The sequence below is a fragment of the Pseudarthrobacter sp. NIBRBAC000502772 genome (assembly GCF_006517235.1).
Classification (GTDB): Bacteria; Actinomycetota; Actinomycetes; order Actinomycetales; family Micrococcaceae; genus Arthrobacter.
On record NZ_CP041188.1, the window covers coordinates 3839890 to 3860579 of the forward strand.

A 20690-nucleotide genomic window follows, 5' to 3' on the forward strand; every position below is an offset into this window, starting at 1 on the left:
GCAGCCTAGTGGCTGTGGCCGGCGTGCTCGTCTTCGTTTGCGGGCTTCTCCACTACGAGGGTCTCGGTGGTGAGAACCAGCGCAGCGATGGATGCCGCGTTGCGCAGGGCTGCACGGGTGACCTTGACCGGGTCGATGACACCGGCGGCGATCAGGTCCTCGTACTCGCCCGTCTTGGCGTTGAAGCCGTTGTTGGTTTCGAGCTCGGCAACCTTGGCGGTGACAACGTAGCCGTCGAATCCGGCGTTCTGGGCGATCCAGCGAAGCGGCTGGACCAGCGCGCGGCGGACGATGCCCACGGCAGCGGCGGCGTCGCCTTCGAGTGCCTTGACTGCAGGGTCCTCGTCGAGGGCCTTCAGTGCGTGGATCAGCGCGGAACCGCCACCGGCCACGATGCCCTCTTCGAGGGCGGCGCGGGTGGAGGACACTGCATCTTCGATGCGGTGCTTCTTTTCCTTCAGCTCAACTTCGGTGGCTGCGCCGACCTTGATGACACCGATGCCGCCGGCCAGCTTGGCCAGGCGCTCCTGGAGCTTTTCGCGGTCCCAGTCGGAGTCGGTGCGGGTCAGCTCGGCGCGCAGCTGGGAAACCCGGGCTGCGACGTCTTCTGCGGAACCGGCGCCGTCAACGATGGTGGTGTTGTCCTTGGTGACCGTGATGCGGCGGGCGGTACCCAGCACCTCAAGGCCAACCGAATCCAGGCTGAGGCCCAGTTCCGCGGAGATGACCTGCGCACCGGTGAGGGTGGCGATGTCCTGCAGCATGGCCTTGCGGCGGTCGCCGAAGCCCGGAGCCTTGACGGCAACAACGTTCAGCGTGCCGCGGATGCGGTTGACGATCAGTGTGGACAGGGCCTCGCCCTCAACGTCTTCGGCAATGATGAAGAGCGGCTTGGAGCTCTGCAGCGCCTTCTCCAGCAGCGGCAGGAAGTCCTGCACGGAGGAGATCTTGCCCTGGTTGATCAGGATAAGGGCGTCTTCGAGGACGGCTTCCTGGCGTTCGGAGTCGGTCACGAAGTACGGGGACAGGTAGCCCTTGTCGAACTGCATGCCTTCGGTGAGGACCAGCTCGGTCTGCGTGGTGGAGGACTCCTCGATGGTGATCACACCATCCTTGCCGACCTTGCCGAATGCCTCGGCGAGGAGCTCGCCGATTTCGTCACTCTGGGCCGAGATTGCTGCCACGCTGGCAACCTGCGTGCCTTCAACCGGGCGTGCGTTCTCGAGCAGGCGGGCTGCAATGGCTTCTACCGAAACCTCGATGCCACGCTTGATCTGGCCCGGAGCGGCGCCAGCCGCAACGTTGCGCAGGCCTTCCTTGACCAGGGCCTGGGCGAGCACGGTGGCCGTGGTGGTGCCGTCGCCGGCAACATCGTTGGTCTTCGTGGCTACTTCCTTGGCCAGCTGCGCGCCAAGGTTCTCGTAGGGGTCATCAAGCTCAATTTCGCGGGCGATGGTGACGCCGTCATTGGTGATGGTGGGTGCCCCCCACTTTTTGTCGAGGACAACGTTGCGGCCGCGGGGGCCGAGCGTCACCTTGACAGTGTTGGCGAGCTTATCGATGCCGGCTTCAAGCGACCGGCGTGCAGCGTCGTTAAACGCAAGCTGCTTTGCCATGGTTTTGTCCTTTCAAAGACAGAACCCCGCACTGTTGTTCAGTCAGGGACGGAACAGCAGCACGGGGATCCAAAGAGTTACTTTACGACGATCGCCAGAACGTCGCGGGCGGAGAGCACGAGGTACTCGGTGCCACCGGTCTTGACTTCAGTTCCGCCGTACTTGGAGTAGATAACAACGTCGCCAACGGCAACATCGATCGGAACGCGGTTGCCGTTATCGTCAAAGCGGCCGGGGCCTACTGCAACAACTTCGCCTTCCTGCGGCTTCTCCTGTGCGGAGTCCGGGATAACCAGGCCGGAAGCCGTGGTCTGCTCGGCTTCGAGCGGGCGGACAACAATACGATCCTCAAGAGGCTTAATAGAGACCGACACTCGGACCTCTCCTTCTACGTCAGCAAATTCATGGACAGTTGAGCTGCTTCGCCGTGGCTGGCAAACCGTCGTCGCGGTGCCGGCAGCAGCCTGGCTGGCAGCTCTTCATGTGTTAGCACCCTCCTAGGGAGAGTGCTAATGATGACTCTATGTATTGGTTAGCACTCGGTCAAGGCGAGTGCCAGAATTATGTCGCCGGCGAACAGCTGTTACCGGCCGGTGAGGTCCTCGAGATCGACGTCCTCGTCGCCGTCGTCCCCTTCCTCAACGGTGCCCCGCCGCAGGTACAGCACCACGGCGCCGCCCACGGCAGCCAACAGCGAGACCACCAGCAGGATGATGCCGCCTATGCGCGCCCCGGCGTAGAGGCTGCGGATCTCCTGTGCCTCGTCCGTGGCGTCCTGGATGTTTTTGCCGCCCACGGAGTAGACCGTGGCGTTGAACGTGTCCAGGAAGAGGATGATTACCAGCAGCGCGACGCAGACCACGGCCACCGCGGATCCTGCAATCAGCGCGGGGCGGGCAAACTTCACCAGGTCCGGCTTGCTTGCTTGGGGTAGTCCGGACGGCTGGGTGCCTGCGCTGTCTTCCATGCCTTCAACCCTAGCGGGAACTGGCCGCCGGGCTACCTCCACTAGGCTTGAACCCATGGCTCAAGCACCGCAGGACCAGATCGCCCCACTGCTCACGAGCGAAGGCTGGGAGCTCCTGGCGTCCCTGGGCCCGTACCGCGAGGACAAGTCCTTCGAGCTCAACGCGGCTCTCCGCAAGGCCGGGCACTCCCCCGCACTGGTCTCCGCCGTCCTCACCCAGTCCCGGCTGCGCACTAAAGCCGAGCTGAAGTTCGGCGAGTTCGCCCGGAGCATGCTCTTCACGCAGGCCGGGCTGGAACAGGCCACGCGTCTCACGGTTGCCGCCCGGCATGCCGAGCGCTTTGCGCAGGCCGGTGTCCGCCACGTGGCCGACCTCGGCTGCGGCCTTGCCGCGGACTCCCTGGCCCTGGCATCGATGGACATCACGGTCACGGCCGTGGAAATGGACGAAACCACCGCCGCCTGCGCCACGGTCAACCTGATCCCCTTCCCCAACGCCACCGTGGTGCACTCTGACGCCACCACCGTCCCGTTGGACGGGGTCGACGGCGTCTGGCTGGATCCCGCACGCCGGGTCACCTCCACCTCGGGTACCAAGAGGATCTGGGATCCTGAGGCCTTTTCGCCGCCGCTGTCCTTTGTGGAATCGCTCGCCGCCACCGGGCGCGCCGTTGGCGTCAAAATGGGCCCCGGCATGCCGCACGAGTCAGTTCCCGCCGGCTGCGAGGCGCAGTGGGTATCGGTGGGCGGCGACGTCACCGAGGTGGCCCTGTGGTTCAACTCCGTGCGCCGGCCCGGAATCCGCCGCGCGGCGCTGCTGCTCGGCCCGCAGGGAGCCGCCGAGCTGACCAGCGCCGAAGATTTCGACGGCGGTCCCGCCGCGCCGGTGGGTCCGGCAGCGGGCTACCTGTATGAGCCCGATGGAGCGGTGATCCGCGCCGGCCTGGTGGCGGACGTCGCGCTTCAACTGGGCGGGCACCTGCTGGACGAGCACATCGCCTACATCTGCGCCCCGGAGCTGGTGGACACGCCGTTCGCACGCTCCTACAAGGTCCTGGAAGTGATGCCGTACAACGTCAAGGCGCTCAAGGCCTGGGTGAAGGAGAACGCCATCACGGTACTGGACATCAAAAAGCGCGGCACGTCGGTAACCCCGGAGGAACTGCGCAAGCAGCTGTTCGCCGGAAGCAAGGTGGCCGGGAAGAAGACAGGACAAAAAACAGCCACCCTGGTCCTGACCCGCATTGGGGAAGACCGGGTGGCCATCTCGGTGGAACCTGCCTGAGGCAGCGAACCGTCCTGAGACCCGGCCTTACTGGGCGCGCATGAAGTCCTCGGCGGCCCGGACCTGCTCGTCGGTGGGCCGGACACCGGTGTAGAGCACAAACTGCTCGAGCGCCTGGATGGTGGCCACCTCGGCGCCCGTGATCACCTGTTTCCCGGCGGCGCGGGCCGCCTTGATCAGCGGCGTCTCCGCAGGGAGCGCCACGACGTCGAACACCACTTTGGCTGCCGCGATGGCATCTTCCGGGAAGGACAGCGAGTCCACTTCCGGGCCGCCAGCCATACCGATGGGGGTGACGTTGATGATCAGGTCCGCGGTCCCGCCGTCGAGCGTTGCCCGCCACTGGAACCCGTACTGCTCTGCGAGCGCCCGGCCGGTTTCTTCGTTCCGGGCGATGACGGTGACGTCCGTGAAGCCGGCGTCCCGCAGGGCCGCGACGGTGGCCTTGGCCATGCCGCCGGCGCCCTGGACCAGCACCGAGTAGTCCGTGGGCACGGCGTTGCTTTTGAGCAGCTGTTCGATCGCGGTGTAGTCCGTGTTGTAGGCCTTGAGATGCCCGTCGGTGTTCACGATCGTGTTGACCGAATCGATGGCCTTGGCGGAAGGATCCAGCTCATCCACGAGGGCCATCACGTCCTCCTTGTACGGCATGGACACAGCGCAGCCGCGGATTCCAAGGCCCCTAACGCCGGCGATCGCCTGGGCCAGGTCGGTGGGGGCGAAGGCCTTGTAGATCCAGTTCAAGTCCAACTGGTCGTAGAGGTGGTTGTGGAACCGCGTCCCGTTGTTGCTGGGCCGGGCCGACAGCGAAATACACAGGGTCATGTCTTTATTCAGAATGGGCACCTGTCTATTAAAGCGCCGTTGACCGATTCGGCGATGTGTTGCGGGCCAAGTTACGGGCAGCCGGTGCCTGCCGGATAGCTTCCGACGGCGGCGGGCAGCTTCCCCGGGGCAGTCGCCTTGCCTGCCAGCACGGCAACGAGGGCGTCAAAAGCGCCAGGCGTGCGGCCGTAGAGCGCAATCTTCACCGGGGCAGTGGAATCCTGCAGCGGCCACGGCGCATCCAGTGCCACGGCGATGTCGCCCCCAACCGGCCGACCGGCGTAACCGATGAGGCTGACCAGGGGGCCCGCCCCGGTGCCGAGCCCTGCCTTCGCTGCGGCAGCCTCAAACCGCGCCCGGTCCTGCGCTGATCCGCCCGCAATCCGGATGCTTCCCTCAACGATTGGCGCGCCGCAGTGTCCGGACAGCACCGTAACGGCGGCCGCGGAGACCCGCGCCGAGATGTCGGCGCCGCTGCCGGGGGCTGCGCTGGCGGGGGCCGACCCGGCAGGCGGCGACGTGACGCGGCCGCGCCAGGTCATCATGGTGGCCACGCGGACAGCTGCTTCGTCCAGGCGGGCCGCCGGCAGTGTTCCGGCCGCGACAGCGCTAACGATGGCTGCGTGGGCCTGCCCCACGTCCGTGGGCATCAGGAGCAGGTCCGCGCCCGCGGCGAGCGCCGCCGTTGCTGCGGAGCCGCCCGGGTATTGCTGCTGGACTGCGCCCATGTTGAGGGCATCGGTCACCGCCACACCCTTGAAGCCCATGCCGCGCAGCGCAGCATAGGTGGGGCCGGACAACGACGCCGGGACGCCGGGTTCCAGGGCCGGTACGGCGATGTGCCCGGTCATGACCATGGGCATACCCGTGGCGATGGCCGCCCGGAACGGCTTCCAGTCCCGGGCTTCGAGTTCCGCGATGCCCGCGGGCTGCACCGGGAGGTCCTGGTGCGAGTCAACGGTGACGGAGCCGTGGCCGGGGAAATGCTTGACGGCGGGAAGGACGCCGGCCTCCTGCATGCCCTGGGAAAACGCCACCGCCAGTGCTCCTGCTGCGTCCGGGTTGCCGGACATTGACCGGGCACCGATGGTGGGATCTGCCGGGCCGATGGTCACGTCCGCATCGGGGGCGAAGTCCACGGTGAAGCCCAGCGACGCGATCTCCGCGGCCAGGGCGCGGCCGGCGTCCTTGGCGAGTGGCGCATTGCCGGCGGCCCCGTAGCTCAGGGCCGTTGGCCATTCGGTCAGGGGCGCACCCAGTCGTGCCACGATCCCGCCCTCCTGGTCCACGCCGATGAGCCCGGGCCAGGGCCTGCCGTCGGCCTTGGCGGCCTTGGCCAGCCGGGCGTTGACAGCAGTCATGGCAGCCGGATCCGCCTGACCGCGCGCGTCGAGCGGGATGTTGTCGCCCATGATGATGGACCCGGCCAGGTGGAGGCGCTCAATGGTGGAGGCCTGGGCTTCGGCGTCCGTGCCGGCGTACACGGGCATCAGCACCTGGCCGGCCTTCTCCTCGACCGACATCGCGGCCACGGCGGCCGCGGCGACATCCTGGTCCCGCTGCTCGGGGCCCCAGCCCAGCGGCAGCAGCCCGGGGTCAGGTGAGGGAGAAGCGGACAGAGGTGCCGTCGTCGGCCGCTCTGATTCCGGGGTTGAGGCGGGCGCAGGGCCGGAGGTCTCGGGGGCGGTGGCGGGAACTGCCGTGCAGGCAGTCAGTGCGGCCACGGCAGCGGCCGCAATGAGGAGGGTGGTTTTGTGAATACTGTCACGGGTCCAAAGGAACAAGGCCATCAAGACGATGCTACCCCTGCATTAGACTTGAATGCGGCGCGTGCCCAGGGATATCTGAACAGTTAGGGGAACGCATGAAGATTGATTTCGCTTCATCGAAGCAATCAACTCTTGGTGTGGAATGGGAGCTGGCCCTGGTGGACGGCCAGACCGGCGAACTGGCATCAGTGGCCAACGAAGTACTCAGCGGCGTGGTTGCCAAGCACCCCGAACTCAACGAAGACGACGAACACCCGCACATCAAGCAGGAACTCCTGCTCAACACCGTGGAGCTGGTCACCGGCATCTGCGAGACTGCCGCCGAAGCCAAGGAAGACCTCAGCCGGTCCCTGGCCGCGGTGCGCGAAATCACCGATCCCATGGGCGTGGAGGTTTTCTGCGCCGGCAGCCACCCGTTCAGCCCGCCGCAGCTGCAGCCCGTGACGGACAAGGCCCGGTATGCCAAGCTGATCGACCGCACCCAGTGGTGGGGCCGGCAGATGGTCATCTACGGCGTGCACGTCCACGTGGGCCTGGACCGGCGCGAAAAGGCACTCCCCGTGCTGGACGGCCTGGTCAACTATTTCCCGCATTTCCAGGCGCTCTCCGCGTCGAGCCCGTTCTGGGGCGGCGAGGACACCGGCTACGCATCGCACCGGGCCCTGATGTTCCAGCAGCTGCCGACGGCAGGCCTGCCCTTCCAGTTCCGGTCCTGGGACGAATACGAGTCCTACGTCCAGGACATGTTCACCACCGGTGTGATCGACACCCTCTCCGAGATCCGCTGGGACATCCGGCCCGTTCCCAACCTCGGCACCATCGAAATGCGCATCTGCGACGGCCTGGCCACCCTGGAGGAGGTGGGCGCGATTGCCGCGCTCACCCAGTGCCTGGTGGATGAATTCTCCACCACCCTGGACAACGGCGGCACCATCCCCACCATGCCGCCGTGGCACATCCAGGAGAACAAGTGGCGTGCCGCCCGCTACGGCATGGAGGCCATCATCATCCTCGACGCCGCCGGCAACGAACAGCTGGTCACCGACCACCTCCTGGAGACCCTGAACCGGCTTGAGCCGGTGGCCGCGAAGCTCGGCTGCCCCGACGAACTGGCCGACGTCGAGAAGATCATCCGCCGCGGCGCCGGGTACCAGCGGCAGCGCCGCGTCGCTGCCGAACACGGCGGCGACCTGCAGGCCGTGGTGCTGGACCTGGTCAAGCAGATGCGGAACGGGCCGACGGGCTAAATCCCACCCGTTGCTCTATCAGTTGTGGTCCCTAAACCGGCGGTTTGGGGACCACAACTGGTAGAGCAAGTTGGTTTTCGGCAGTCGCGTTAGGCGGGGAGTGAAACCTCGGTGACCGGCATCGAGGAATCCGGGGCGAAGCGGATGCCGCTGGGCCCGATCCCGGCCATCACCAGCTGCGCACCGAGGGCCGCCACCATGGCGCCGTTGTCCGTGCACAGGTCAAGCGGCGGCACGTGGAGTCTGATTCCGGCGGACGCACAACGCTGGCCGGTGAGTTCGCGCAGCCGGGAGTTGGCCGCCACGCCCCCACCCAAAAGAACGTCTTTGATGCCATGCTCCCGGCAGGCCAGGACGGCCTTGGACGTGATCACATCCACCACTGCTTCCTGGAAAGCTGCGGCGATGTCGGCCACCGGCACGTCTTCGCCGCGGGCCTCGAACTGCTCGACGCACCGCGCCACTGCCGTCTTCAGGCCGCTGAAGGACCAGTCGTAGCGGTGCTTTCCAGGCTCCTCGGCGGTACCCATGTACTTGGGCTGGCTGAGGCCGCGCGGGAAGCGGATGGCTTTGGCGTTGCCGGTGCGGGCCAGCCTGTCGATGGCCGGGCCGCCCGGGTAGCCAAGGCCCAGGATGCGGGCCACCTTGTCGTAGGCCTCGCCCGCAGCGTCGTCGATGGTGGAGCCGAGGAGCTGGACGTCGCTGGTGATGCTGTTGATCTTCAGGATTTCGGTATGCCCACCGGAGACCAGCAGGGCGCCCAGGTTCTCGGGGAGACGGCCTTCGTGGCCGAGCCCAACCGCAAGGCTGGCGGGACGGCCGGCGGTGCCGCTGGCACCAGGGCCGGCGGCACCAGAGCCGGCGGCAGCTCCGCCGTCGGACTTCCCATCCAGCAGCCCGACGCCGACGTGCGCCACCAGGTGGTTGATGGCATACAGCGGTTTACCGGTGGCCACGGCGAGGGCCTTCGCGGCGCAGACCCCCACCATCAGTGCTCCTGCGAGCCCCGGCCCGGACGTGACGGCGATGGCGTCCACGTCCTCCAGCGTCACATCGGCGTCGGCCAGGGCCTGGCGCAGGGTGGGCACAAACGCATCAAGGTGTGCGCGGGAGGCGATCTCGGGGATCACGCCGCCGAAGCGGACGTGCTCGTCCATCGAGGAGGACACGGTGTTGGTGAGCAGCGTAGTGCCGCGGACGATGCCGACGCCGGTTTCGTCGCAGGAGGATTCGATGCCCAGCACCAGGGGCTGCGAGCGGTTCATGCCTTGCCTGCTTCTGTTGTGGGATCGGGGGCTGGTGTGTGGGCTGGTGCGGCATCGGCAGTGGCTTCGGGGACCAGCTGCAGCCGCATGATGAGGGCGTCAACGCCGTCGCGGTAGTACCCGCGGCGGACGTGGATCTGTTCGAAGCCGAACCGCACGTACAGCTGCTGCGCCCGGGGGTTGTCCGCGCGGACCTCCAGGAGCACGTCCGCCGCCCCGCGGAGCCCGGCTTCCGTGATCAGCCTGGTCAGCAGCGTAGAGCCGATGCCCCGGCCTTCGAATTCAGGCACGACGGCGATGGTCTGGACATCCGCGATGGGCTCGATGCACATCAGGCCGGCGTAGCCCACTATCTCCCCGCCGCTTTCCGCCACCAGGTAACGGCGCGTTTCCGGCTGGGACAGTTCGGACAGGAACATGTGCAGCGGCCACGCGTCCGCAGGGAACAGCCGCTGTTCGAGGGCGTCCACGGCGGGCACGTCCTCCAGGGTCATGTCCCGGAAAACCACTCCGTCAGCGCTGGTCGGCATGCTCACAGGGCCCGCTTCCGTGGGCCGGGGACCTGGGCATCCGATTCCCGGAGGTACAGGGGTGTGGAGTCGAGCAGCTGCCCGCCCGCTGCCAGCCGGGCCAAGGCGAACTGTCCGAGGTAGAGGGCGTCCGGCTGTTCGTTGCTGAAGTCCGGGTCTGCGCGCAGCACGTCACTGTAGAGTCCGGCGCCGGCGCCGTAGGCCGGGAGGTCCGGCAGGTCGGCCGCGAAGCTGACGTGCGGGCCGTCCTCGAGCTGCGGCAACTGGCCGTCGGCGAGGCTGTACCGCGCCCAGTAGACCTCTTTGCGCCGGGCATCCGTGACCACCAGGAATTCGGCCGCGGCGTCGGTGGACTCAGCCACTTCCAATGCCACGGCGTCCAGGCTCATCAGCCCGTACAGCGGTTTGTCCCAGACGAAGGCCAGTGTCCGGGCGGTTGCGATCCCCGAGCGCAGGCCGGTGAACGGGCCGGGGCCCACGCCTGTCACGATCGCGTCAATGTCCGGGCCGGCGACGCCCGCAGAGGCCAGCAGGTCCTCGATGCCGGGTGCAAGCACTTCGGCGTGGCTGCGCGTGTCCTCGGTGGAGAAGCTGGCCACCACGCCTTCGAGGGCGTCGTCCGAGACGAGTGCCGCACTGGCCACGGCGGAGGTGTCGATGGCGAGAATAAGCATCAGGGTGTCCCTTCGAAGGCGCCGCCGAGGACAGGCTTGGTGCTCCAGCGGGGACCAAACCCGCGCAGCACGATGGTGCGGGGTTCGTCAAAGTCCTCGGTGTCGAAGTCGAGGATTTCGGTGTGGCCGGGCATTGGTTCCGCGGCGCCTATGGCGTCCAGCCCGATTGCCCGGTGCAGGTCCACTTCCAGCCGGCTCTCGCTCAGGTGCTCCACCCGGCCGCGCCCCCATTCCACCACGGTCACGGACGAGTCCAGCGTGTTTTCCAGGTCAATGTCGTCAATTTCCGACGCCGATCCCAGCCGGTACGCGTCCACGTGCACCAGGTCCGGGCCACCGGGCCGCGGGCCGTCGGGCAGGTTGGGATGGATGCGGACCAGGACAAACGTGGGCGAGATGATTCCCGCGCGCACGCCCAGCCCTTCGCCGAGCCCCTGCGTGAAGGTGGTTTTCCCGGCACCCAGCTCGCCGGTCAGCACCAACAGATCCCCGGCCTGCAGCTCCGCCCCTAAAGCGGCACCGAGCGAGTGCGTCTCATCCGCCGTCGAGACTCTCAGCGTCTGTTCCCAGGCGGGCATCTCTGCCGGGAGCACGCTCACGGCGCTGCCTGCCCCGCGTCGGGAGTGCCGGCGTCGGGATTGCCAACGGCAGAACGGCCGACGGCGGGACTTTCGTTAATGAACCGGCGCGGCACCCGCGGACTGATCCGGGTCACGATCTCGTAGTTGTTGGTGCCGGCGGCGACCGCCCAGTCGTCCGCCGTGGGACCGCCGTCGTCCCCGTTGCCGAACAGCACCGCCTCGGCGCCGACGAGGTCTGCGCCGGCGGGGCCGATGTTGCCGAGGTCGATGACCATCTGGTCCATGGCGATCCGGCCCACCACGGGGTAGGTCCGGCCGGCCACCCGGACGGGACCGCCGGTGGCAATGCGCGGCACACCGTCCGCGTAGCCCAGCGGGATCAGCGCCAGGGTGCTGGGGCCGCTGGTGCGGTAGCGCAGGCCGTAGGAGACGCCCTGCCCGTCGGGGACCTGCTTGCATTGGGACACCAGGGTGCGCAGCGTCATCGCGGGCCGGAGGCCCAGTTCGGCGGACGTCTGGCCTTCGAAGGGCGAGAGACCGTAGATGCCCAGGCCCACGCGGACCAGGTCAAAGTGTGTATCGGGGCGGGACAGCGTGGCGGGGGTGTTGGCCAGGTGACGGACTTCAGCGTCCACACCGGCGTCCTCGGCCACAGCCAGCACCTCGCGGAAGGCCGCCAATTGTTCATCGGTTTCCGGCCGTTCGGGTTCATCTGCCACGGACAGGTGGGAGAAGATGCCCACCACGCGCAGGAGGCCCTGGTCCTGGTACTCCATGGCTTCGCCCAGCAGCTGGTCCCAGGCATCGAGCGCTACGCCGTTCCGGCCCAGGCCCGTGTCCACTTTCAGGTGGATCCGTGCGGGACGCTCCTGGTCACGCGCGGCGGCCACAATCCGGTCCAGTTCCCATCCGGAGCAGCCGATGTCGACGCCGGCAGCCACGGCTGCGGCGAAGTTGCTTTCCGCCGTGTGCAGCCAGGCCAGCAGGGGGGCGTCGATGCCCGCGGCCCGCAGAGCCAGCGCCTCGGAGATATGTGCGACGCCCAGCCAGGATGCGCCGGCTTCGAGGGCGGCCCGGGCCACCGGCACCGCGCCGTGTCCGTAGGCGTCGGCCTTCACCACGGCCATGACCTTCGCGGGTGAGGCCGCGCCTGCCAGCCGCCGCACGTTGTGGCGGATGGCGTCCAGGTCGATAACGGCGGACCGCTCGTACAGAGGATCAGGTCCTGAGGCCGCGCTGAAGTCACCGGTTGTTACGGGATAAGTCACGTTAGTGATTCTAGTGCGGGCGCTCGGGGCGGGATAATCGCGCCGCGTTCCGGCACCCGGCGCCGTGGCGCCCGGGCGCTACGGCGTCAGGCGTCGGACAGGTGCGCGATGGTGGCGGTGGCCCGGCGCTGCGCTGCCAGCGGGACGTCGCTGATGATGTCTTCCAGGAAACCGAAGCGGCGAAGCCACTGGCTGCTCTGGCGTTCCGGCCGGGAGTTGGCCCGCTTCCACCAGTCGGCGATGTCTCCCCAGCCAGGCGCCGCCAGCGATCCGCCCACCTCCTGCACGGCCAGGGAGGCGCAGAGGTTGGCAAAGCGGAGCCGGTTGCCCAGCGGCCAGCCGGCCAGGCTGCCCACGATGAAGGCCGCGTCAAAGCAATCGCCGGCCCCGGTGGGATCGTAGGCGGCCACCGGCAACGACGGCACCCACTCTTCCTCCCCGGTTTCCGAGTCCACGGCCATGGCACCCTGCGCACCGAGCGTCACCACGGCCACGGGCACGCGGTCCGCCAGCGCATACAGCGCGGACCACGGATTGTCCTTCCCCGTGAACGCCATGGCCTCACGCTGGTTGGGCAGGAAAGCATGGAAGTACTGCAGGTTCTCCAGCCGCACCGGAGCCCATTCCCCGCTGGGATCCCAGCCCACATCCCCGAACAGCTTGACCCCCGCCTGGTGCGCGGCCACCGCCCACGGCTCGATCTCAGCGTCCAACGCGGCAATGCCGGCGAGCGCCTGCGGCGGCGAACCGATCAGTTCCGACGACGTCACGGGGGCCGGATGGCCATGCGTCACCAGGGAACGGTCGTTGTGGACGCTGAGCGAGACGGTGACCGGGGAATGCCACCCAGGAATGCGGCGCGACAGGCTCAGGTCCACGTGTTCCTGCCCGGCCAGGATTTTCCAGTTGTAGTCGCCGTAGCCATCGTCGCCGAAGGCGGCTGCGAGTCCCGTGCGCAGTCCCAGCCTCGCCGCGGCGATGGCCTGGTTCGCGACGCCGCCGGGGCAGCTGCCCATGCCTTCGCTCCAGATTTCCGTGCCCGGCTCGGGCGCGTGCGGCAGTCCGGTGAAGATGATGTCCTGGAAAACCGTGCCGGCCAGCAGCAGGTCGAACCCGCCGTCGGACGGTGCGCGAACGGTTGAGAGCGGATCGAAGCGGCGGTCCGGGATGGCGTCCATGTCCGGCAGACTACGCCCTGCCGCGGCCCCACGGTAGGGGCGCGCCCGGCGGCGCCCTAGACTGCTGACTATGCGGCTTATGATTGCCGGCGGCGGCGGATTCCGCGTGCCGCTTGTGTACCGGGCTCTGGCGTCCGGCGCGTTTGCGGGGCTGGTCAGCGAACTGGTCCTGTTCGACGTCGATCCCGCCCGCCTCAGCGCCATCAGGGCGGTGCTGCGCGCCATGCCCGAGTCCGACGGCGGCGCTGCCGGCGGCCCCACCTCCGGCCCGAACGCAGGTGCCAAGGCCCCCGCCGTCCACACCACGACGTCCCTGCCGGCGGCCCTGGCCGGGACGGACCTGGTGTTCGCGGCCATCCGCCCCGGCGGCACGGCCGGCCGGATCAACGACGAACGCGTGGCCCAGGACCTTGGCCTGCTCGGCCAGGAAACCACCGGCCCGGGCGGCATCTCCTACGCGCTGCGCACCATCCCCGAGATGCTGCATCTGGCGCGGCAGATGAAGGAGTTCTGCCCGGACGCCTGGCTGATCAACTTCACCAACCCGGCCGGCATGGTCACCGAAGCCCTGCTGCCGGTCCTTGGCCGGCGGGTCATCGGGATCTGCGATTCCGCGGGCGGGCTGGTGCACCGGGCGGCCCGCGCGGCCGGGCTGCCGCTGCCGGATGGAAGGCTCGACGGCGTGGGCTACTACGGGCTGAACCACCTGGGCTGGCTCTACCGGCTGGAGTCCGGCGGCCGGGATCTGCTGCCCGGCCTGCTGTCGGACCCGGCGGCCCTCGGCACCTTCGAGGAAGGCCGGCTCTTCCCGCAGCCGTTCCTCAAGGACCTCGGCGCCCTGCCCAACGAGTACCTCTATTACTACTACCAGCGGGACGGCGCCGTCGCGGCCATGCGCTCCATGGCCGTCACCCGCGGCGAGTCCATCCACCACCAGCAGGCGGAGCTGTACCCGCGGCTCGCCTCTGCCGGGGCTGACGCCTTCACACTGTGGGACGCGGCCCGCCGCTCACGGGAGGAGGGCTACCTCGCCGAGGCGCGGACCCACGGCGAGCAGCGCGACGAGGACGACCTCGCCGGCGGCGGCTACGAACGCGTCGCCCTGGCGGTGATGCGCGCGTTGGCGGGGGCCGGGGACGCCCAGCTCATCCTCAACACGCCCAACACGCTTCCGTCCGGTCCTGTCGGGGCGACCGCCCCCGGAAACACCACCCCGGAACCGGCCATTCCGGGACTGCCGGCGGACGCCGTCGTCGAGGTCCCCTGCACGGTAACGCCCGACGGCGCGGTACCGCTTCCGCAGTCAGCCCCGGGACCGGAGCAACTCACCCTCCTCCAGCGCGTCAAGGAGGTGGAGCGGCTCACCGTCCAGGCAGCGACGCAGGGTGACCGGGCGGCCGCCGTCGACGCTTTCGGCCGGCATCCCCTGGTGGATTCCCCTGCCCTTGGGGCCAAGCTGCTGGCCGGCTACGAGCGCGAGTTCCCTTCGCTGCTGGAGCTTTGGCGCGGCTAGAGCTTCCGGTACATCACGTGCAGGCCCACGTATCCGAGCGTCGGGTGGTTGAACGCCTCGGGAATGGTGGCGAGGATTTCGAAGCCCATCCCCTGCCAGGCGGCCACCGCGCGGACGTTGCTTTCCACCACGGCGTTGAACTGCATGGCCCGGAAACCCGCGTCCCGGGCCGCCTCCAGGGAGTAGGCGCAGAGGGCCCGTGCCACGCCTTTGCCGGCGTGGCCGCTGTGGACCATGTAGCCGGCGTTGGCCACGTGGCTGCCGCCGCCGCCCTGGTTGGGGTGCAGCTCGCCGGTGCCGATCACGCTGCCGTCGGCCGTCACGGCCACAAAAGCCTGCCCGGGGGCGTCCTTGAACCAGCGGGCCCGGGCGTCGGCCTCCGTGGTGTCCCGGTCCCAGGTGAACGTCTCGCCGGATCGGATCACTGGCTCCAGGACAGCCCACATGCCGGGCCAGTCGGCGTCCGTGGCGGGGCGGATCGAGTATTCCGCGGACCTGTGCGGTGTTGTGGCTGCGTTCACACGCGCCACGTTAGCAGCCGGTCACGCGCCGGGAGGCCGCCCGGGAGCGGCTGGAGTAGTGTTTTACCGAGTGGGCAACAGCGGGGCCCACGCCGCGCCAGCGGTGGGAAGGAGAAGTCATGACATTGATCCGCAGGGTCGCGTTACTCTCCCTCCACACCTCCCCGATGGAGCAGCCAGGCTCCGGCGACGCCGGCGGCATGAACGTCTACATCCGGGAACTGGCGTCCGCGCTCGCCGAGACCGGCGTAGAGGTGGAGATCTTCACGCGCTCCACGTCAGCCAACCAGGCCGCCGTCGAACATCCGGACCCCGGCGTGTGCGTCCACAACGTGCTGGCGGGGCCGCCGCGGAAGATCCCCAAGGAAGAACTGCCGGGTCTGCTGCACCACATGGTGGCCGAGATCGAGCAGATCCGCCAGCGCCAGCCGCACGGCCGCTACGACGTCATCCATTCGCACTATTGGGTGTCCGGGATCGCCGGCCTGGAGCTCTCGGAGCTCTGGGGTGTGCCGCTGGTCCACACCATGCACACCATGGCCAAGGTCAAAAACCTCCTGCTGGAGTCCGGCGAACAGCCCGAGCCGCGGCGGCGCGAAGAAGGCGAGCACCGGATCGTCGACGGCGCCGCCCGCCTGATCGCCAACACCACCGCCGAAGCCGGAGAGCTGGTGTCCCACTACGGTGCCGATTACGACCGGATCGACGTCGCACCGCCGGGCGTGGACCTCAGCACCTTCACTCCCGCCTTCCGGGCGCGGTCCCGGGCCGAACGGGGTGTTTCGCCGGAGACATTCCACCTGGTCTTCGCCGGCCGCATCCAGCGGCTGAAGGGCCCTCAGGTACTGCTCAAGGCCGCGGCCCTGCTGCGGGCCCGGCGGCCCGAGATCGATCTCCGGCTCACCATCCTGGGTGCCCTCAGCGGCAACAAGGACTTCAACCTCCGGCACCTGATCGCTGAGTCTGGAATGGACGACGTCGTCACACACCTTCCCCCGGTCAGCGCGGCTGACCTGGCGTCCTGGTTCCGTGCGGCGGATGTTGTGGTGATGCCTTCCTACAGTGAATCGTTCGGGCTGGTGGCCATCGAGGCCCAAGCCTGCGGAACCCCCGTGGTGGGCACCCGGGTGGGCGGGCTGTCCCGCGCCATCTGCCATGGCCGGACCGGGCTGCTGGTGGACGGGCACCACGCCTCGGACTGGGCGGACGCGCTCGAAGCCATGTACGACGATCCGGACACCCGCGCCGATATGGGGCGGGCCGCGGCCATTCGGGCGGAGAACCTGGGGTGGAACCGCACGGCCGCCATCACGCTCGAAACGTACCACGCCGCCGTCGAACAGCAGCTGGCCAGCCGGCTGACCCCTGCGGTCCCGGCACCGTAAGCGGCGGGCAACCGCCGTCGCCTTCAGTACCCGGCCCCAACCAAAGGACAAAGATGTCTGAACGGAATACCCTCAGCGACCTCGAGATCGCCCGGCAGGCAACGATGAGGCCCATCGAGGAGATTGCAGCTGCCGCGGGCATCAACGCCGCCGCGCTGGAACTCTACGGGCGGTACAAGGCGAAGGTTGATCCAGCACTGCTGACTGCTCGGGAGGCGGCAGGGAAAGTGGTCCTCGTCTCGGCCATGTCCCCCACCCCGGCCGGCGAGGGAAAGTCCACCACCACGGTGGGACTGGCCGATTCGCTGGCACGGGCGGGCCACAAGGTCATGATCGCGCTGCGCGAACCGTCTTTGGGCCCCATCCTGGGCATGAAGGGCGGGGCGGCGGGCGGCGGCTATTCCCAGGTCCTGCCCATGGACGAGATCAACCTGCATTTCACCGGTGACTTCCACGCGATCACTTCGGCCAACAACGCGCTCATGGCCCTTGTGGACAACCACATTTTTCAGGGGAATGAGCTGAACATCGATCCGCGGCGCATGACGTTCAAGCGCGTCCTGGACATGAACGACCGCTCGCTGCGCGAGGTGATCATCGGTCTCGGCGGACCGGCGCAGGGCGTGCCCCGCCAGGACAGTTTCGACATCACAGCGGCCTCCGAGATCATGGCCGTCTTCTGCCTGGCCACGGACCTGGACGATCTGCGCGACCGCGTGGGCCGCATCACTGTGGGCTACAGCTACGACCGCCGGCCGGTCACGGTGGCGGATCTGGGTGTCCAGGGCGCGCTGACCATGCTGCTCAAGGATGCCCTCAAGCCCAACCTTGTCCAGTCCATCGCCGGCACGCCCGCCGTGGTCCACGGCGGCCCGTTCGCGAACATCGCGCACGGCTGCAACTCCCTCATCGCCACCCGGACAGCGCAGCAGCTGGCCGACATCGTGGTCACGGAAGCCGGCTTCGGCGCGGACCTCGGCGCCGAGAAGTACATGGACATCAAGGCGCGCATCGCAGACGTGGCACCGTCCGCCGTCGTGGTGGTGGCGACGGTCCGGGCGCTCAAGATGCACGGCGGCGTCCCGAAGGACCAGCTCAAGGAGCCGAACGTGGAGGCGCTGGCCGCCGGCGTCGGGAACCTGAAACGGCACGTGCACAACATCGAGAAGTTCGGCATCGCGCCGGTGGTGGCCATCAACAAGTTCGCCACAGATACGCCCGAAGAGCTGGAGTGGCTGCTCGCCTGGTGCGTCCGGGAAGGCGTACAGGCCGCGGTCGCCGACGTCTGGGGCCGGGGCGGAGGGGGCGACGGCGGCGATGAACTCGCGGCGAAGGTGGCCGCCGCGGTGGCGGCGCCGTCGGACTTCCGGCACCTGTATCCGCTGACCCTGTCTGTGGAGGACAAGATCCGGACGATCGTGCAGGAGATCTACGGGGCCGACGGCGTGGAGTTCTCGGTGCCGGCACTCAAGAGGCTGGCCGACATTGAGAAGAACGGCTGGGGCGGAATGCCCGTGTGCATGGCGAAGACGCAGTATTCGTTCACCGACGACGCCTCGCAGCTGGGCGCACCCAAGGGCTTCACCATCCACGTACGCGACCTCATTCCGAAGACCGGCGCCGGCTTCATCGTGGCCCTGACCGGTGCCGTCATGACCATGCCCGGCTTACCCAAGGAGCCCGCTGCGATGCGCATGGACGTCGACGCGCACGGCAACCCGGTCGGCCTCTTCTGACCCATCCCGCTCCCCCACCCCGGACGCTCTCTCACATTTGGTGGCCTTCCAACGAACCCTCTCGCACCTTTGGGGCCTTTCCAGGCAACGCTCTCTCACCTGTGGATAACTTCTGCGGACACCGGCGACTCTGAGGAACAATGCCGGTATGCACACGCAGACTGCGCTTCCGGCCACGTTGGCATCCGGCCCGTTCACGCTCACGGACGCCACCGCCGAAGGCGTCCCTCGGAATCGTCTCCTTCAGCCCGATGTCGCGCATGTCAGCCGCGGACTGTACCGTCCCACAGATTGGGATTTCGAACTTGAGGCTGCCGCCCGCGCGCTCTCGGCAGCCACTCCGGGGGCCTGGATCTCGCACGTAACGGCGGCACGCCTTCGCAGTTCGTGCCTTCCACCGTGGCTCTCCGACTCCACGGAACTGCATCTGAGCAAGCCGCGGTCCCTGCCGAGCGTTCGCCGCAAAGGCGTGATCGGACATACGGTGACCGCAGCTGTTGACGAGGTCGAATCGGTTGACGGAATCCGCATCAGCACGCGGCCGCGCATGTGGCTGGACATGGCCCGCGTGCTGCCGTTGAAGGATCTCATATGCCTGGGTGACGAGTTGATCCGGTTGCCCCGGCAGGCGTTTGAAAACCGCGACGTACCGTTCACCACCGTTGAGGAATTGCGCGCCCTGGCGGGTCGGCACAAGAACCTCCAGGGAATTGTCCGCGCCCGCGAAGCCCTGGAACTCATGCGCGTGGGAGCGGATTCCGGCCCGGAGACCCTGCTCCGGCTGGCAATGCTCGACGCCGGGGTCCCCGAGCCGCAGCTTCAGCTCACGCTGCGGGAGGCAGACCCGCTGTCGCCGTCGGCGGATCTGGGATACCGCCATCGGCGCGTGGCCATCCAGTACGACGGCGGCCATCACCTGATGCCCAAACAGCAGGTCAGCGATCGGCGACGGGACAAGGCCTTCGAAGCCGCCGGCTGGACGGTCCTCATTTTTGGTAAGGAGGATCTGGCCGATGGATTCGGACGCGCCGTCAGTATGATCAAGAGGGAACTGCGGTCCGCCTGGGTGGATCCCGCCGTCGTGTCCGGCTTTCACGCTCGATGAGAGAGCGTTCGCCAGAAACGCCCCAAAGGTGAGAGAGCGTCACAAGGGGCTTTATGCGCCGGACGCTCCCCCACCAAGAAGTGAGAGAGCGTCCGGCAAAAACCCACCAAAGGTGAGAGAGCGTTTAGCGCTCGAGGTCGCCGCGGATGAAGGCCTCGACCTTTTCACGGGCGAGGTCGTCGTTGAACTGCTCCGGCGGGGACTTCATGAAGTAGCTGGAGGCGGAGAGCAGCGGGCCGCCGATGCCGCGGTCCAGGCCGATCTTGGCGGCGCGGATGGCGTCGATGATCACGCCGGCGGAGTTGGGTGAGTCCCAGACTTCGAGCTTGTATTCCAGCGACACGGGGGCGTCACCGAAGTTGCGGCCCTCAAGGCGGACGAAGGCCCATTTGCGGTCGTCGAGCCACTGGACGTAGTCGGACGGGCCGATGTGGACGTTGCGCGGTGCAATGTCGGCTTCAACGTTGGAGGTCACGGCCTGGGTCTTGGAGATCTTCTTGGACTCGAGGCGGTCGCGCTCCAGCATGTTCTTGAAGTCCATGTTGCCGCCGACGTTCAGCTGGTACGTGCGGTCCAGGGTGACGCCGCGGTCTTCGAAGAGCTTGGCCATAACGCGGTGCGTGATGGTGGCACCGATCTGGCTCTTGATGTCGTCGCCCACGATCGGCACGCCGGCGGCGGTGAACTTGTCGGCCCATTCCTTGGTGCCGGCGATGAACACGGGGAGGGCGTTGACGAACGCCACGCCAGCGTCGATGGCAGCCTGCGCGTAGAAGTGTGCTGCATCCTCGGAACCAACCGGGAGGTAGCAGACCATAACGTCTGCCTTGGATTCACGGAGCGCGGCGACAATGTCAACGGGCTCTTCGGCGGACTGTTCGATGGTCTCGAGGTAGTACTTGCCGAGCCCGTCGAGGGTGTGGCCGCGCTGGACGGTCACACCGGTTGGGGGCACGTCAGCGATCTTGATGGTGTTGTTCTCGCTGGCCAGGATGGCGTCCGCGAGGTCCACGCCCACCTTCTTGCCGTCAACATCAAAAGCGGCAACAAACTGGACATCGTTGACGTGGTACTTGCCGAACTCCACGTGCATCAGACCCGGGATCGTGGCCTGGGGATCGGCGTCACGGTAATACTGCACGCCCTGGACGAGCGAGGCGGCGCAGTTACCCACACCAACGATGGCAACACGAATCGGATTTGCAGACACGGAGCTCCTTTGAAG

The 20690-nt window shown here is 67.7% G+C and carries 19 protein-coding genes; 6 read left to right on the forward strand and 13 right to left on the reverse strand.

The features are described from left to right. Positions 1-5: 5 nt before the first annotated feature. From groL to NIBR502772_RS17750, 3 genes are all read right to left on the reverse strand, one after another. Entirely contained in the window at positions 6-1616 is a 1611-nt protein-coding gene (gene groL / locus NIBR502772_RS17740) for a chaperonin GroEL (protein WP_058931792.1), read from the reverse strand. 77 nt (positions 1617-1693) lie between these two features. After that, positions 1694-1990 (reverse strand): co-chaperone GroES, encoded by a 297-nt coding sequence (groES, locus tag NIBR502772_RS17745; RefSeq protein WP_018773735.1) that lies wholly within the window; start codon positions 1988-1990, stop codon positions 1694-1696. 209 nt (positions 1991-2199) lie between these two features. Further along, entirely contained in the window at positions 2200-2583 is a 384-nt protein-coding gene (locus tag NIBR502772_RS17750) for a hypothetical protein (protein ID WP_141141167.1), read from the reverse strand. 55 nt (positions 2584-2638) lie between these two features. On the opposite strand from NIBR502772_RS17750, the gene NIBR502772_RS17755 reads away from it, so the two are divergent. Next, a complete protein-coding gene (locus tag NIBR502772_RS17755; RefSeq protein ID WP_141141168.1) occupies positions 2639-3868 on the forward strand; it encodes a class I SAM-dependent methyltransferase in 1230 nt (409 codons plus the stop codon). A 27-nt stretch (positions 3869-3895) separates the two neighbouring features. Here NIBR502772_RS17755 and NIBR502772_RS17760 read toward each other — a convergent pair whose 3' ends face one another. Together NIBR502772_RS17760 and NIBR502772_RS17765 are read right to left on the reverse strand one after the other, a co-directional pair. Then, positions 3896-4693 carry a shikimate 5-dehydrogenase gene (locus NIBR502772_RS17760; protein ID WP_141141169.1) on the reverse strand — a complete coding sequence of 266 codons (798 nt, stop codon included), beginning with the start codon at positions 4691-4693 and terminating at the stop codon, positions 3896-3898. A gap of 71 nt (positions 4694-4764) precedes the next feature. Then, on the reverse strand, positions 4765-6216 hold the full coding sequence (locus NIBR502772_RS17765; protein WP_141141170.1) for a glycoside hydrolase family 3 N-terminal domain-containing protein: 1452 nt from the start codon (positions 6214-6216) through the stop codon (positions 4765-4767). Between the two features lie 341 nt (positions 6217-6557). Here NIBR502772_RS17765 and NIBR502772_RS17775 point away from each other — a divergent pair, with 341 nt between their 5' ends. Beyond that, positions 6558-7709, forward strand: a complete 1152-nt coding sequence (locus NIBR502772_RS17775) for a glutamate--cysteine ligase (RefSeq protein WP_141141172.1) — start codon at positions 6558-6560, stop codon at positions 7707-7709. 89 nt (positions 7710-7798) lie between these two features. On the opposite strand, the gene NIBR502772_RS17780 is transcribed toward NIBR502772_RS17775, so the two are convergent. The 6 genes from NIBR502772_RS17780 to NIBR502772_RS17805 all read right to left on the reverse strand — a co-directional run bounded on the left by NIBR502772_RS17780 (position 7799) and on the right by NIBR502772_RS17805 (position 13205). Then, positions 7799-8974, reverse strand: coding sequence for a tRNA (adenosine(37)-N6)-threonylcarbamoyltransferase complex transferase subunit TsaD (locus NIBR502772_RS17780; RefSeq protein ID WP_141141173.1), 1176 nt, complete (start codon positions 8972-8974; stop codon positions 7799-7801). After that, positions 8971-9504 (reverse strand): ribosomal protein S18-alanine N-acetyltransferase, encoded by a 534-nt coding sequence (rimI, locus tag NIBR502772_RS17785; RefSeq protein ID WP_141142140.1) that lies wholly within the window; start codon positions 9502-9504, stop codon positions 8971-8973. Before rimI ends, NIBR502772_RS17780 begins: the two co-directional genes overlap by 4 nt. 2 nt (positions 9505-9506) lie before the next feature. Further along, complete coding sequence (tsaB, locus tag NIBR502772_RS17790; RefSeq protein ID WP_141141174.1) at positions 9507-10178, reverse strand: tRNA (adenosine(37)-N6)-threonylcarbamoyltransferase complex dimerization subunit type 1 TsaB; 672 nt, start codon at positions 10176-10178, stop codon at positions 9507-9509. Beyond that, positions 10178-10756 carry a tRNA (adenosine(37)-N6)-threonylcarbamoyltransferase complex ATPase subunit type 1 TsaE gene (tsaE, locus tag NIBR502772_RS17795; protein WP_141142141.1) on the reverse strand — a complete coding sequence of 193 codons (579 nt, stop codon included), beginning with the start codon at positions 10754-10756 and terminating at the stop codon, positions 10178-10180. Before tsaE ends, tsaB begins: the two co-directional genes overlap by 1 nt. A 17-nt stretch (positions 10757-10773) precedes the next feature. After that, a complete protein-coding gene (gene alr, locus NIBR502772_RS17800; protein ID WP_141141175.1) occupies positions 10774-12027 on the reverse strand; it encodes an alanine racemase in 1254 nt (417 codons plus the stop codon). 86 nt (positions 12028-12113) lie between these two features. Further along, positions 12114-13205: a carbohydrate kinase family protein gene (locus NIBR502772_RS17805; RefSeq protein ID WP_141141176.1), complete on the reverse strand. Its 1092-nt coding sequence runs from the start codon at positions 13203-13205 to the stop codon at positions 12114-12116. A 70-nt stretch (positions 13206-13275) separates the two neighbouring features. Between NIBR502772_RS17805 and NIBR502772_RS17810 the strand changes: the two genes are divergently transcribed. Beyond that, positions 13276-14718 carry a 6-phospho-beta-glucosidase gene (locus tag NIBR502772_RS17810; protein WP_141141177.1) on the forward strand — a complete coding sequence of 481 codons (1443 nt, stop codon included), beginning with the start codon at positions 13276-13278 and terminating at the stop codon, positions 14716-14718. On the opposite strand, the gene NIBR502772_RS17815 is transcribed toward NIBR502772_RS17810, so the two are convergent. Further along, positions 14715-15164: a GNAT family N-acetyltransferase gene (locus NIBR502772_RS17815; protein ID WP_141142142.1), complete on the reverse strand. Its 450-nt coding sequence runs from the start codon at positions 15162-15164 to the stop codon at positions 14715-14717. The two genes, NIBR502772_RS17810 and NIBR502772_RS17815, sit on opposite strands and share 4 nt — an antisense overlap. Positions 15165-15358: 194 nt before the next feature. Between NIBR502772_RS17815 and mshA the strand changes: the two genes are divergently transcribed. The 3 genes from mshA to NIBR502772_RS17830 all read left to right on the forward strand — a co-directional run bounded on the left by mshA (position 15359) and on the right by NIBR502772_RS17830 (position 19465). After that, positions 15359-16624 carry a D-inositol-3-phosphate glycosyltransferase gene (gene mshA, locus NIBR502772_RS17820; protein ID WP_141141178.1) on the forward strand — a complete coding sequence of 422 codons (1266 nt, stop codon included), beginning with the start codon at positions 15359-15361 and terminating at the stop codon, positions 16622-16624. 53 nt (positions 16625-16677) lie between these two features. After that, complete coding sequence (locus NIBR502772_RS17825; protein WP_141141179.1) at positions 16678-18360, forward strand: formate--tetrahydrofolate ligase; 1683 nt, start codon at positions 16678-16680, stop codon at positions 18358-18360. Positions 18361-18508: 148 nt separating this feature from the next. Beyond that, positions 18509-19465 carry a DUF559 domain-containing protein gene (locus NIBR502772_RS17830; protein WP_141141180.1) on the forward strand — a complete coding sequence of 319 codons (957 nt, stop codon included), beginning with the start codon at positions 18509-18511 and terminating at the stop codon, positions 19463-19465. 124 nt (positions 19466-19589) lie between these two features. Here NIBR502772_RS17830 and NIBR502772_RS17835 read toward each other — a convergent pair whose 3' ends face one another. Next, on the reverse strand, positions 19590-20675 hold the full coding sequence (locus tag NIBR502772_RS17835) for an inositol-3-phosphate synthase (protein ID WP_056344223.1): 1086 nt from the start codon (positions 20673-20675) through the stop codon (positions 19590-19592). Positions 20676-20690 lie beyond the last annotated feature (15 nt).